Source organism: Chryseobacterium sp. BGA-UO-ETr-SB22 (genome assembly GCF_059567885.1).
In genome coordinates this window covers 3,236,215-3,249,138 of the sequence record NZ_JCAQOV010000005.1, presented here as the reverse complement: position 1 = coordinate 3,249,138, position 12,924 = coordinate 3,236,215, and the positions used below count along the sequence as shown (strand labels likewise).

14 protein-coding genes and 1 tRNA gene are annotated in these 12,924 nt (G+C 33.4%); 1 reads left to right on the top strand and 14 read right to left on the bottom strand.

Annotation, left to right across the window (positions count from 1 at the left end; all coding sequences use genetic code 11):
* Positions 1–26: 26 nt before the first annotated feature.
* The 7 genes from pyrF to AC57AW_RS22080 all read right to left on the bottom strand — a co-directional run bounded on the left by pyrF (position 27) and on the right by AC57AW_RS22080 (position 6,449).
* Entirely contained in the window at positions 27–1,406 is a 1,380-nt protein-coding gene (gene pyrF, locus AC57AW_RS22110; protein ID WP_496353601.1) for an orotidine-5'-phosphate decarboxylase, read from the bottom strand.
* 121 nt (positions 1,407–1,527) lie between these two features.
* Positions 1,528–1,869 (bottom strand): YkvA family protein, encoded by a 342-nt coding sequence (locus tag AC57AW_RS22105; RefSeq protein ID WP_318846566.1) that lies wholly within the window; start codon positions 1,867–1,869, stop codon positions 1,528–1,530.
* A gap of 84 nt (positions 1,870–1,953) precedes the next feature.
* Positions 1,954–2,493 (bottom strand): TlpA family protein disulfide reductase, encoded by a 540-nt coding sequence (locus tag AC57AW_RS22100; RefSeq protein WP_496353600.1) that lies wholly within the window; start codon positions 2,491–2,493, stop codon positions 1,954–1,956.
* Between the two features lie 9 nt (positions 2,494–2,502).
* The gene (locus tag AC57AW_RS22095) at positions 2,503–3,066 is read right to left on the bottom strand and encodes a thioredoxin family protein (RefSeq protein ID WP_318846568.1); all 564 of its coding nucleotides are present in this window, start codon (positions 3,064–3,066) and stop codon (positions 2,503–2,505) included.
* An 18-nt stretch (positions 3,067–3,084) separates the two neighbouring features.
* Positions 3,085–4,155, bottom strand: coding sequence for a chorismate synthase (gene aroC / locus AC57AW_RS22090; protein WP_496353599.1), 1,071 nt, complete (start codon positions 4,153–4,155; stop codon positions 3,085–3,087).
* A gap of 50 nt (positions 4,156–4,205) precedes the next feature.
* Positions 4,206–5,795, bottom strand: a complete 1,590-nt coding sequence (locus AC57AW_RS22085; RefSeq protein WP_496353899.1) for an LIC_10190 family membrane protein — start codon at positions 5,793–5,795, stop codon at positions 4,206–4,208.
* A gap of 99 nt (positions 5,796–5,894) precedes the next feature.
* A complete protein-coding gene (locus AC57AW_RS22080; RefSeq protein ID WP_496353598.1) occupies positions 5,895–6,449 on the bottom strand; it encodes a YMGG-like glycine zipper-containing protein in 555 nt (184 codons plus the stop codon).
* 351 nt (positions 6,450–6,800) lie between these two features.
* Here AC57AW_RS22080 and AC57AW_RS22075 point away from each other — a divergent pair, with 351 nt between their 5' ends.
* Positions 6,801–7,241, top strand: coding sequence for a hypothetical protein (locus AC57AW_RS22075; RefSeq protein WP_496353597.1), 441 nt, complete (start codon positions 6,801–6,803; stop codon positions 7,239–7,241).
* A gap of 483 nt (positions 7,242–7,724) precedes the next feature.
* Here the strand turns inward: AC57AW_RS22075 and AC57AW_RS22070 are convergent, their stop codons facing one another.
* From AC57AW_RS22070 to folB, 7 genes are all read right to left on the bottom strand, one after another.
* Positions 7,725–8,558 (bottom strand): glycosyltransferase family 2 protein, encoded by an 834-nt coding sequence (locus AC57AW_RS22070; RefSeq protein WP_496353596.1) that lies wholly within the window; start codon positions 8,556–8,558, stop codon positions 7,725–7,727.
* Positions 8,559–8,988: 430 nt separating this feature from the next.
* Positions 8,989–9,216, bottom strand: a complete 228-nt coding sequence (locus AC57AW_RS22065; RefSeq protein ID WP_318846573.1) for a glutathione synthase — start codon at positions 9,214–9,216, stop codon at positions 8,989–8,991.
* 638 nt (positions 9,217–9,854) lie between these two features.
* On the bottom strand, positions 9,855–10,124 hold the full coding sequence (locus AC57AW_RS22060) for a hypothetical protein (RefSeq protein WP_496353595.1): 270 nt from the start codon (positions 10,122–10,124) through the stop codon (positions 9,855–9,857).
* 359 nt (positions 10,125–10,483) lie between these two features.
* Positions 10,484–10,554 (bottom strand) — tRNA-Cys (locus tag AC57AW_RS22055).
* 58 nt (positions 10,555–10,612) lie between these two features.
* The gene (locus AC57AW_RS22050; protein WP_496353594.1) at positions 10,613–11,110 is read right to left on the bottom strand and encodes an RDD family protein; all 498 of its coding nucleotides are present in this window, start codon (positions 11,108–11,110) and stop codon (positions 10,613–10,615) included.
* A 44-nt stretch (positions 11,111–11,154) separates the two neighbouring features.
* Positions 11,155–12,519 (bottom strand): DUF4403 family protein, encoded by a 1,365-nt coding sequence (locus AC57AW_RS22045; protein WP_496353593.1) that lies wholly within the window; start codon positions 12,517–12,519, stop codon positions 11,155–11,157.
* 35 nt (positions 12,520–12,554) lie between these two features.
* A complete protein-coding gene (gene folB / locus AC57AW_RS22040; RefSeq protein WP_496353592.1) occupies positions 12,555–12,923 on the bottom strand; it encodes a dihydroneopterin aldolase in 369 nt (122 codons plus the stop codon).
* Between the last annotated feature and the right edge of the window lies 1 nt (position 12,924).

Here is a 12,924-nt window from a genome sequence, read left to right as displayed (position 1 = left end):
TTATTTTGGATATACTTTATAGGATTTTAACCCTGAATTGCTTTTTTTTCCAAAGAATTAATATACGCATTCCATCCCTCTGTTTTATAAGTGATCGCAGATGCTTCAGGGTTATCAGATTTGTAGATTCCTCTTCCTACAATGATAAAATCTGTATGCAGCGTTTTGAAAACATGTTCCGGTGTATTGTACTGCTGTCCCTTACCATCTCCTGAATCTGCAAGATTAACTCCCGGAGTGAATAATAAAAGGTCTTCAGGAATTTTGTTCTGAGATACTCCACCAATTACATTAGGATGAGATAAGGCTACTTTTAAAGCTTCTTCACGATAGCTTGCAGTAGTAAGAGCTCCTTTAGAAGACATTCCTACAATAGCTACCACTCCTACATTGTGGAAACAGTCTAATGATTCAAAACCTCCGATAACCTGAGACGTTACGAAATCTGCCCAATTGGTAATTTTGAAAACACCACTTGTGAACTGAAGTTCCTGAGTATTTCCAATGTCGGCAAACTTTCTGTCTTCCATCAGTAAGAACTGGTGTTTTACAGCGATCGCTTTTAAAGGAGTGATTGTTTTTTCATAATCGAAATCAGAAATAATATCAATATGCGTTTTTAAAGCAATGATGTGTGGTCCTACTTTTTCAGCAAGTTCCAATAACTCCTGAGTAGTGGTAACATCTGCAGAAGCAATAAGGTTTGATTTTTTTGCTAAAGCTGTTTCCAGTAATTTTTTTGATACCGAATGTTGTGTAGTCTGAAGTTTCTGATCGTAAGAAGATCTGGTTTCTTCTTCAAACTGAATATGGTTCCCCTGAAGGAAGTCCTGAATTCTTTTTACTTCTTCATCAGACAGTTCACCGGTTTCCTGAAGAATGTCGCATACTTCCGAAATATTGAAAAGCGTGTGTACTCTGTATCCTTTACTTTCCAACAGTTGTTTTCCACCCTGTTCTCTGTCCAATACCACAACAATATCAGAAACTTTAAGGTCTTCCTGTTCTATTTCAGGAATGGTTTCTAACAAAGATTTTCCTGATGTGATGACATCCTCTACCAAAAGACAGTTTTGTCCTTTCTGATAAATCCCTTCAATCAGTTTTTTCGTACCATAGCTTTTAGCCTCTTTTCTTTTAATAATTAATGGAATGTAGCTTTCCAGAGACATTGCAGTCGCCATAGGAAGAGCAGCATAAGGAACTCCACAGATTAAATCAAAATTATCCAATGGAAGCATTTCCAATAAATAATTAGCAAGATTTTTTAAAATTTTAGGATCTGAAGCCAAAGGTCTTAAGTCTACATAAAAAGGACTTTCAATACCACTTTTTAGGGTAAACCTACCAAATTTGATGATGCCTAGTTTGTAGCACTCTAAGAAGAATTCTTTTTTACTTTCCATTATTTTTTATTAGATATTGCAAATTTAAGGAATTGAAATAAGGCTTAAAAATTTATCAGCTATTTGTAAATAAAAAACCACCCCAGATCTACCAGGATGGTGTGAAAAATATAATAAACTATTATTTTACGATTTCAGCATCAATGACTTGAGCGCCTCTGTATTTTTGTTCGGCTTCCCATAATAAAAACTTGTCAACCTCTTTGATGAGTTTAGGAATAGTGAGCGACAAAACTGCCAGGTCATCCATGACTCCAAGTACCGGTATGGCAAATTCAGGAAGCAGGTCAATAGGAGAGATGACATATAAAATTCCCAGTAAAGGAAGAATAATGTCTATAGATCTCATCGGATAGGTTCCTCTTTTCCACATTTTGACCATTCTGAAAATATCAGGGATCTTTTTTACAAAGCCCTTGTGATTGATAGCTTCTTTTGCAAGATTTAATTTTGAATATTTCATTTTTGTGTTTGGATTTAATAAATTTTTCAACATTATAAATTTCACAAATCCTGTACCAACAAATTATAAAATTTAGTTAAAAATTTATTTGATAATATTGTCAATGAACTGATGCACAGTCTCTGTGTCCCAATCTTTTGTAGCATCTTCTTTGATAAGGATTCTTCCATACTTATCCAAAAGGAAAGTCGTAGGAAAAACTTTAGGAAGAATTTTCTCAGAAATAGGGCTTTGAGCAATATAAACAGGAACTGTATAATTATTTTCCTTTAAAAATTTTCTTACATCTTCTTCTTTGTCATTCATAGCGATCAATACAAAATCTACATGATCTTTTCGGGTATTGTACAGCTTCTGAATAGAGGGCCATTCTTTTCTGCATGGCGGACACCAGGTTCCCCAGAAATTCAGGAAAATTCCTTTATCCTTAAAGTTTTTAAGATTCGTACTCGGTGCATTGATTCCTTTAAGTTCTATATTGTAATCTTCTTCACTGATGTGTACCGCATTTTCAATAGTTGCAACAGGGAGGAATGTGTCTTTTAGAAAATTCCTTATTCCCGGTATGAAGGCAATACCACCGATAATAACAATTAATACAAGATAAATGACATTTTTTTTCATATCTCTTTTTTATAGAAGATCTAAAATTTCCTGAACAGCATCTTTTCCTCTGTTCTTGGCATAATATATCTGCAGATCATTATAGAACATATCTTTTGGATACGCTTCAGGATCAGCTTTATATTTCATCAACAGTTCATACCCGTATTTTGGACGAGGTCCCCATGAATTTTTTACATTCAGGTCTTTGTCAAGAATAAGTACTTTAGGAATAGATTCCGTACCATTGGTCAGAAACTGGTTGATTAAGCTTTTATCGCTGTCTCTAAGAAAAACTCTTACTTCATTATGACCTTCAAAAAATCTGAATAATGCAGGAACTGTTGCACTTGCATCACCACACCAAGCCTCAGAAATGATTAAAATCTTTCCGTCAAAGTTTTTTGCAGCGAGTTCTTTCAGCTGATCTTCATCCGGAATGTATTTTTTTACCGTTCGGTCCATTCTCTGAAGACCCAGCTCATAATATTGTTTATATTCAGCTTCCTGCTGGTTGGCAGGATTTGCTAATCTTTCTTTTGCAATCTGAAGATATTCGTCAAAAGAAATTCCTTTATCCCAGTAATTTTTCATTACCAAAAAGATTTTATGTTAAAAATTATTGATATTTCTTGTTTTGTTGATCAGAAACAGGTCTGCCAATACAAATGCAGCCAGGCTTTCCACTACAGGAACAGCTCTTGGAACCACACAAGGGTCGTGACGGCCTTTTCCTTCTACGATCACAGGATTTCCTTCTTTATCAATACTGTCCTGAGGTCTCAGAATAGTTGCCACGGGCTTGAAGGCTACACGGAAATAGATATCCATTCCGTTGGAAATTCCCCCCTGAATACCTCCTGAAAGGTTAGACTTTGTAGTGAAATCTGTATTGAAAGCATCATTGTGCTCTTTTCCTGTCATTTTAGCTCCGCAGAACCCGCTCCCATATTCAAAACCTTTGCAGGCATTGATGTTCAGCATTGCTTTTGCCAGTTCAGCCTGAAGTTTTGAAAATATAGGTTCGCCAACTCCCACAGGAACATTTTTAATCACACAAGTGATCGTTCCACCAATGGTATTGCCTTCTTTTTTGATCTCTTTGATTCTTGAAATCATCTTTTCAGCCGTTTCGGCATCAGGACAACGAACGTCATTGCTTTCCGTTTGAGAAAAATCTAAAGCCTGGTAAGGTTTTTCACAGAAAATATCACCCACGGAAGAAACGTAAGCGTTGATTTCAATGTCTGATAAAAGCTGTTTTGCAAGAGCTCCGGCTACTACCCAGTTCATTGTTTCTCTAGCAGAAGATTTCCCGCCACCACGATGATCTCTGAAACCAAATTTCTGGTCATAGGTGAAATCAGCATGACTCGGACGATATGCTCCTGCGATATGGTCATAATCTTTCGATTTCTGATTTTCGTTTTCAATGATAAAACCAATTGGGGTACCAGTTGTTTTTCCGTCAAAGATTCCTGAAAGAAATTTTACAGTGTCACTTTCTTTTCTTTGAGTAACAATTGCTGACTGGCCAGGTTTTCTTCGGTTCAGTTCGTATTGAACCTTATCGAGATCTACCGTTAAACCTGCCGGAAAATTATTGATGATACCGCCGTAAGCCACTCCGTGACTTTCTCCAAATGTTGTAAGACTAAGAAGATTACCTAATGTATTGAACATAGTACAAAATTACCTTTTTTTCTTCAGATAATAAAGTTTCTGGATTTGTTCTATTTATCAGTGTTTTTGATAATATTGATAACCTTTTGGGCTTCTTTTTTTTCTTCCGGAGTCATTTTTTTCCAGATAAATCCTTTTTTGAGGTCATTTTTGTCTGAAAGCTGTGGGAAAATACCTGCTTTTACATCATCAAAAATATAAAATGGAGTAACCGCAGGAAGAGGAGTATCAAAACTGTAAGGATAATTGTGAGAAACATTAAATTTAAAATTCCCGATTTTAAATGTATTAAACTGATGGTATTCGTAGGTTGAAGGTCTGTAAAGCTGTTCTTTTTCAAATCCTGTCATAAAGCTTCCCACCCTGAAACTTGGAATATATTTTTGTATCAATGCCGGAAAGGATAACATTGAAATGAAAAATAAACTGAGAACTGAAAAAACAATAATGGATTTTTTTTGATTAAAATATTCATGAAACAGAACAAAAAATACCACGAAGAAAACATCTATGAAAAATCTGTATTGAGCAGAAAACGCAAGGATCAATATACTTTTTATCAATAATGAAATGCAGATCAGAGTGATGAGTTTTCTTTTTTTGATCCAGGCAAATGCAGTAAAAATTGCTAAACTCAGGACAAAGAGAATATTAATCTTTGATTTGATTCCTTCCAGAAAAAGCCAGTTTTTAATATAATCTGCTGTAGAAAATTTTTGAATTTCTTCATAGGTATACTGCATATCATAGGTCTTCATGATTGCAAATTGTGACGAGGTTTTTAAAACCTCAGGATTAGGTTTCCAGAATACACCCAAATCACCTATTGCTACAGGAAAAACGGGAAAACCGAATGTCCATATATTTTTAATAAAGAATAAAACGAGAATTAGAATTCCTGAAAATAATGGCTTGAAATTGTTTTTGAAAATAAAAACAGAACTTAGAAATACCAATACAGGCAGCCATATCATGGTAGGTTTTATTGCAAAAACAAAAATTGAAAAGGCAAAAAGGAGACTTATATTTTTGTTCCCGTCTATGAGTTCATTTAAAATAATCAGTGAAAAAATAATGACAGGAAGATCTGGACTTGGAGATTGTGAGAACAGTAATAAGATGGGTAGAAAACAAAGATGTATCCAATTTTTTCTTTCGATGATATAAATGCTGTAAATAATGAGTAATACAGCATTGATTCTTAAAAACGGGTCAGAAAAATTGGAAAATCCGGCCTGAAAAATATGCCAGACAGACATTTGTCCCAGCGTGAGATCTATGTTTGAAATTCCTTTTACCAGTCCATATTCTGTAAGCCACTGAAGAGTAGGAATGTAATATCCGAAATGATCTAATATATAAGGATAATAAGAACCTGCGAGCATGATAATCAGAGCAGCAACACTCATTAATCCAAAATCTTTTTTTGAAAACTGGTAGAATTCCTGATAGGGTTTATTTTTAAAGAAAAAGAATAATCCTGATAGTATTGAAGCTGCTTCTACATAAATATTTAAAGGAAAGAAAAAAGAAATGAATGTCCATACCAGACTTATTCCCAGGATTCCGGATAAGATTTTTCCTGAGATTCCCTGAAATAAAATTCCGGATATGTTTTCCATGATTTTTCCCCAGCCCATTAAGACAGGAATGATGAAAATTGAAGAAAACAGGATCAATAGCATAAAAAAAGATTGCTTAAAAATAAGCAATCTTTATATTTATTGTGAAAATATTTATTAACGGGGTTGTACTCTTCCGTCTTTTCTATCTTGTGATCTACCAATGGTATAACCTGTTGCACCTCCTACAACACCACCAATTACAGCTCCAAGTCCTCTGTTTTTCTTGGCGATAAGGGCTCCGGCTGCAGCTCCACCCACAGTACCAATCACGGTTCCCTTGGCAGCTTTACTCCATCCTTTTTTCTTAGTTGTTCCTTGTGAAGTACCACTTTCGTTATCAGCATAATTTCCGTTACTGTTTCCTGATGAACCGGAATTTGAGTTTCTGTCTCTATATACTGTTCGTGTTTCTCTGATTACCTGAGGTCTTGAATTATTTTCAGCAGCAGCTCTTGCTTTTTTGTTTTCAGATATACTGTCTGCTTTTTTCTGGGCTTCATAGACCATTTTTTCCTTTTCAATAGCCAGTTTCTGTTTTTCTATTTCAAGTTGTTTGGCCTGAAATTCAAGCTTCTGTACTTCCAGTGACTTTTCAGCAACGCTGTCATCTTTCTTGCAGGCCGTCATTAAGAGGACGGATAAAAAACCTGCTAATACTATCTTTCTCATAATTCAAATTTTAATAAGGTAAAGCCAAAATGACTTTGATTTTAAATGTATTTTCAATTATGAAGCCAAATTTTAGTTAATGAGTGTTAAAATTGATGAAAGAAAAGTGAATTAATTTTAATTATCGGTCAATTTTGTATTGTTGATGGGGATTCTATGCGTTTGCTATTGAAATTTGTTTTTATGTTAAATAATTCTTCAGGAAAAGGAAATTTGATTTTTTAAGTAAAATGTATACCTGATATTTCGAACTGTTCTCAAAACTTTGGAATATTTGTAAATTTTAGTTCATTCATAGTTTTTACTGAATTCATATAAGTTGATTACTTTTGAGTACCAATTACTTTTAATATGAAAAAATCAATTTTTACGGTATCAGCATGTATTGGACTGCTGGCTGTTGCAACATCCTTTTCCTCCACGGAAATAATAGAGAACAATAAAACCTGTTCAGAAATATCTGATACTGCACCCAAGGCTCAGACTTATAAGATCCGCTATGGTCTTCTTTCAAAAAGCGGAACAAAAATTCTCTCAGGAAGCTATGATGTAGGAAGTTTTCTTGCCGAAAACATGGTTACCGGAGAAGTGTATGATACTTATTATGGTGGCGGATTTCAATCGGTGCCACAATATTATAATGGTCTTCCGGCAGGAACTTATACATTTTCTGCTATGCAGGGACAGGGCGGCTGGGTAGGTTATGGAACGGTAGTTGCTACAGTTTCTGATGCACAGGTTGATTCGGATGGATATATTACAGTTTATATTCCCATCATTTGGGAAGAGTAGACCTTGTGAACAAAAAAATATTTAACTACATTTACACTTTCCAGGAAAGTGGATTTTTTCAATCATTAATTCGTTAATAGTAATTTTTATTTTGTTTATATGAATTTTATGTTGATTAAAAACTAATAAATTACTATAGCTGTTTAAATTATTATTGATTCAATCTTCAAGATGTGGTTTGATTCTTATAGAAAGTATTCATTCTTTGTTCTGATATTGTATATATTCTTCTCCTGAGGAAATATAATGATTATGATCATGTTGAATGATTCTACAATATTCTGTTTAGAGTTTTCTAAATAGATTTTTTTCATCATTTGTGTTTTTTAGGCCTCCGTCAGGAGGCCGTTTCTATTTTTAAGTTGATCAAAGCTTTATGATTCTGCTCATATAATAACTGGATGGGAGATAGTATCTTTGAGAAAGAACATTTTCATTCCATATTTTATCAAAAAGACTCCTCAAACTGAGGAGTCTTTTGTTTTATATATTATCTAAAGTGACTTTTATTTTACTGATCAAGCGGTGCACTTTTTTGGTTTGATACCTAAGGAGGTTATAAATTTCCTGCGAACTGGTGAAAACTTCAGGAACAGCCTGGTTGTTGATTGTTTTGATTCCCCGTCTTTTCATCGTATCATGTATTACTCTTGCAAACGATTCTTTTGCACTTTGTTTTGCTTTACTCTGGGAGATGCCATCAGAGTGCAGTCTGTATAAATATAATGGCTCTTTGATGAATTTAGCTTCTCCCTGTTCCAATATTTTTAAATACAAATCCTGGTCTACTGCATTTTTCAAATTTGGATTAATTCCTGTTGTTCTTAAGTAAATTTCTTTTTTAAATACAAAGAAATGAGCAAACTGAATAGGACAGTTGAAGAAATGCCGGTTATTGTAAATCTGCTTAGTGCCGGCATATACTCTTTCAGGAATGAGGTTTTCATCACAAAGCATCATTTGGGAATAAACGGCTGCAAGGTCATCTCTGTCAACAAATTCCTGAGCTGTTTTTTCCAATGCTTCCGGATAAAGAGCATCATCCGGGTCCAGATAGGCGCACAAATCTCCCTGAGCATATTTCATACAGGCAGCTTTTGTAAAGCCACAACCTTTATTGGTTGCATTATGATAGAGTTTGAAGCGGGAATCATCTTTGATCAGCGACTGTATAATCTCAACAGAATCATCTGTAGAGGCATCGTCAATAATAATTACCTCCAAGTTTTGATAGGTTTGATGAATTAATGAATCGTAGCATTCCTTGAAATACTTTCCATTATTATAGTTGGCTATAAGTATAGAAAAAGTTATCACGTTGTTTTGAATTAATGAGGTAAAATTACAACATAAGATATGTGAAAAACATAACCTCAATCATAGCATATTTGATATTTTTTATTATATTTTAAAATGTGCAGTTGTGAATTATGTCTTAAACTCTGTTTATCAGTAAACAAGCTATAAAATATTTGAGAACAGCAAAAAGGGTAAAAATTATATCGATGTTGTCTATTGTCTTTTTTTGAGAAATATTGTCTGCTGGCTGGATAGCTCTCTATTTAAAAGAAATAATAATTTTATGATTCTACTCATAAAATAAAAAAAAAGACTGGTATATCTTTGGTTAAGAATTAATAGATAAAATAATTTTTATCTCTGATATAAAATTTTTTTTCATCATTTGTGTTTTTTGAGGCCTCCATTTTTATGGGGGCTTTTTTCATAAAATGGCTCTCAAAAATATTTAAAGATCAAAGAGTATTCTGCCGTCAAAGGGAGTGTCCCAGATAATAAATACTTTATCGTTTGATTTTCGCAAAGGAGGCTGAATGATTTCATAATCTCCTTTTTCGGTTCGTCTTTCTACAATAAGGTCAGAACCTTCACCTATTTCACTTATATTATACTCCAACTGGTATTCTCTTTCATTATTTTTCGTGAAATCTTCTTTACTAAAAATTCTTTGTGCCATGATGATTAAAATTTATTGGATTAATTTATATGAAGAATAAATTATGCCAATTTGGAGTTGGTTTAGTTTTTTTTGATAGCTGATGGAGTAGATGAAAATTTTTATTTCCCGAATGTGAATTTTATTTTATGAAATTGTAAATTATTTTATTTTTAACATTTTTGCCGACGTGTTATATTTATTTTAATTAATTATAAATAATTATGAAGTGGTTTTTAAAGCTTCAATAAGATAGGTTTAAAATGCTGAAATTGTAAAATTGATACTGTCAGTGCAAATTGGTTTTTTTTCTCAAAATTGGCATTCTTGGCACGATTTTTCGATATAGATATGTAACTCATGTTTAATTTGAGTTTTCATGGTTATTAGTTTTTATCCTCGGAATTTCCGGGGATTTTTTTTGTCCTAATATGACGCTGCTCATAAAATGTAAATTGATTAATCATCTATTTTTGAATAAGATAATTTAGTATCCATCATCTTTTTACATTATTTATCAAGCTCTTCTTTGAAATAGATGAGCTTGTTTTATATAGATTAACATAGAATGACTGTTTAAGAATATCCAATGAAAGAATAATGATGATAACTGTTTATGGATTTAAAATAAAAATCCCCGCTGAAGAGCAGGGAAATTATTAGGGTAAGTTTGATAAATTATCTAATTTGCTTTCTAAAGCCTGAACTTCAGTGGTGTTGTACTGGTCTGCTTTGTTAAGTAAGTGTTCCAGATATATTATAATGGAATCTATATTTCTCCTTGAAATAAAAATATTTTCTTTTTGAAATTCTTCTTCTATTTCTTCTACATATTCTATTTCATCATCATCAGCTCTGTCTTGTATTTCTTTTTCGTACTGTATTGCTGCCAATATCAGGTTCTTTTCTTCAGGAGTAAATTGTATCATCAGTATTGATTTTAGTCTTACTAATATACAATTATTTTAAAGGCTTATTTAAAAATAGGTTGAAGCTATTGCTGTTTGGATTTCTTAATCCCTTTTTTAACTGCATGCTTTATTAATTGATAAAAGCCATAAATACTGCAGAAAGCCATTAATAGCAATACAATTACTGAAATTATAATATGTGTAGATGATATGGATAAAAACATGGTTGAATTTTCCAGGTAATAAATGGAGGAAATTTTTCACAAATATAAAAATATACATATGATATTATGTATGCCTTTAAGGAAAAATAAATTGGGGTATTTTTTGTAAGATAAAAACAAAAAATCCTCTAAATTATTTAGAGGATTTTTTTGAGGTACCTAGCGGATTCGAACCGCTGTAGATGGTGTTGCAGACCACTGCCTAGCCGCTCGGCCAAAGTACCATTTTTACCATTTTTGAGGTGTGCAAATATAGCAAAATTTCTTTATGAACAAAAGTTTTTAAGCAATTTCTTTCTTTCCAAGAGCTTCTATTTCGCTTTTTGCTTGAATTTCAGCCTGATAATTTTTGATGTTAATAACTCTGGTATCACTCCAGCTGTCATGCCATCCGTTTACACCAAGAAATGATAACCCATCAAAAGGGACAATTCTGGAAAGACTTCTGTAAATAATTTGCTGGGTAGTTGGTTTTGTACCATCTGTACTGATTACTTTGGTTCCTGTAATATATTTTGCAACGGTTCTCCCATCTAAATAATTTTCCATCAGAAAGTAATAAAGGCAATAATTGAAATTTCCAATCAAGAGCTGCCATAACATATTTCCATTACTGTAGAAGTAGAAAAACTCAATTGAAGTTACTTCATAAAGAAGATTAGAAACAGTAGAGAGGAGATAATTAATAATATATAGTACTATAAGATCAAGAAAATTATTAGCAAGTCTGATCCCTGATGAAGCTTTGTTATATTCAACAACATTTAGAATTGTTTTCATGTATAAGATTATTAGTTTTTTAGTTTAATTTTTTATTTGAAGTTTTAGAAGCCATTGACCAATAATTTTAATGAAGCATTGGTATCAATAACAGCCGTAATTCCTGTATTGTTGAGGAGAATTTTACTGGGTTTCAGATTGAAAACTTTTCCGTTCATCTTTAAACCTTTATAATATTCTTTATTAAAGGCGTCTTCAATACTTTTTCTGGAGGCATCTTCCATTTCCTGGGTTGGAATACCATACTCTTCTTCAATCATTTTTACAATTTTCCCCTGGAACAGGAGAGAAGCTGTTTTCTGAAGAATATTGGTCGTTTTCAGTTTAAATTTGGTCTCTGATAAAACAATTTTTCTTTTTGTATCATCATACACCGGGATCCCGGAAATAATAGCTATACCTTTTATATAGCCATCGGTTTGAGCTTCAATAACCACTCTGTTGTCAACACCGTATACTCTGATATCAGTAACTTTTACTTTAGAGTCACGGATGTCAAACTCCTTATTCAGAAATGTTTTTCTTGCCATATTGCTTGCCTCTGTAAAAGGAATATTGGCCGTAGTCTGTAAAATAAATTTATCAGCAACAGTAGGAGTGGAGTTGAAATTGGCAACACTGGTTACTGGTAAAGAAGCTGCAGGTTTACTTCCTGTGAAAGTTTCCGAATAAATATCAACACCGAGCGTAGCATTGATCTGGTTTCCATAAAATTTCAAAGGAGTAATATTGACTCCCACCGGGCTTACCTTCAGCCATGTATTATATTCTTCTGAGATATTGAAAGGCTGCAGAAAAGTATTCCATGCCATTAAGGCATATTGCTGAAAATTCAGCTGTGTAGCCATTTGCTGATCTATCGTCTTACAGAATTTTTCCTGCTGCTCCTTTAAGCTTTTTTCAACAATGGAGGTAATAGGAATCTGGATTCTTCCATAATCAAGGACGGGTTTACTTACCCACCTGAAGCCATTGGGCTGGGTATTGGTGGTAATAGTCCAGTTATTTTTAAAAGTAACCGTTGTATTGAATGACATTACCGTTTCAAAAGTGGTATTCTGATAGGTGTATACTCCCAAAGTACCAATTCCTTTTTCTGCCCATATTTTTAACGGGACTTCAATCAGTAAATTCTGGCTCGTTCCACCAACAAGACGAATAGGTCTGGTTTTCCAAACTTTTACTTTAAACTGATCATTGTTATTGTCTGTATAAGAGTCATCCTGATAAACGAGTTCTTTCACAGAAGCATTGATCATATTGCTCAGTTCCGAAAGAGGAATAGTCACTGGCATTGTAATACTGGACTTTATCTTTGGAAAGTTATAAGCTGCCAGCTGATTATCAACACCAGTCTGACCAAAAATGCTGATACCTGCTACTAAAAATAATATTTTAACGAATTTCAATGTGTATGTTTTTTTAATGAACGAAAATAACAATTTTAAATTTCCGGTTTAAAACTCTTTTCCAGCTCAATGCTGGCACCTGTCATTTCTCCCTGCATAGGCGGAGCTGTTTTGGTGATTTTTAACTTAATATAATCAATCTGTGGAAAGCTGTCGTGGATTGTTGAGATTATTCTTCCAGCTACATGTTCCAGTAATTTAGATTTTATTTTCATTTCCTTGTGGAGAATATCATTAATGTCTGCATAGCTTATGGTGTCATACAAATCATCGGATTCTGCTGCTTTCCACAGATCAGTATGAAGTTCTACATTCAGAATATAATACGTCCCGATAATGTTTTCCTCAGGGAGTACACCATGGTACGCATATATTCTTACATCTTCAAGATATATTTTGCTCATT

Excerpts from the sequence above, each read along its gene's own strand:
- pyrF (WP_496353601.1), bottom strand. The coding sequence starts at position 1,406 with ATGGAAAGTAAAAAAGAATTCTTCTTAGAGTGCTACAAACTAGGCATC.
- AC57AW_RS22105 (WP_318846566.1), bottom strand. The coding sequence starts at position 1,869 with ATGAAATATTCAAAATTAAATCTTGCAAAAGAAGCTATCAATCACAAG.
- AC57AW_RS22100 (WP_496353600.1), bottom strand. The coding sequence starts at position 2,493 with ATGAAAAAAAATGTCATTTATCTTGTATTAATTGTTATTATCGGTGGT.
- AC57AW_RS22095 (WP_318846568.1), bottom strand. The coding sequence starts at position 3,066 with ATGAAAAATTACTGGGATAAAGGAATTTCTTTTGACGAATATCTTCAG.
- aroC (WP_496353599.1), bottom strand. The coding sequence starts at position 4,155 with ATGTTCAATACATTAGGTAATCTTCTTAGTCTTACAACATTTGGAGAA.
- AC57AW_RS22085 (WP_496353899.1), bottom strand. The coding sequence starts at position 5,795 with ATGGGCTGGGGAAAAATCATGGAAAACATATCCGGAATTTTATTTCAG.
- AC57AW_RS22080 (WP_496353598.1), bottom strand. The coding sequence starts at position 6,449 with ATGAGAAAGATAGTATTAGCAGGTTTTTTATCCGTCCTCTTAATGACG.
- AC57AW_RS22075 (WP_496353597.1), top strand. The coding sequence starts at position 6,801 with ATGAAAAAATCAATTTTTACGGTATCAGCATGTATTGGACTGCTGGCT.
- AC57AW_RS22065 (WP_318846573.1), bottom strand. The coding sequence starts at position 9,216 with ATGGCACAAAGAATTTTTAGTAAAGAAGATTTCACGAAAAATAATGAA.
- AC57AW_RS22060 (WP_496353595.1), bottom strand. The coding sequence starts at position 10,124 with ATGATACAATTTACTCCTGAAGAAAAGAACCTGATATTGGCAGCAATA.
- AC57AW_RS22050 (WP_496353594.1), bottom strand. The coding sequence starts at position 11,110 with ATGAAAACAATTCTAAATGTTGTTGAATATAACAAAGCTTCATCAGGG.
- folB (WP_496353592.1), bottom strand. The coding sequence starts at position 12,923 with ATGAGCAAAATATATCTTGAAGATGTAAGAATATATGCGTACCATGGT.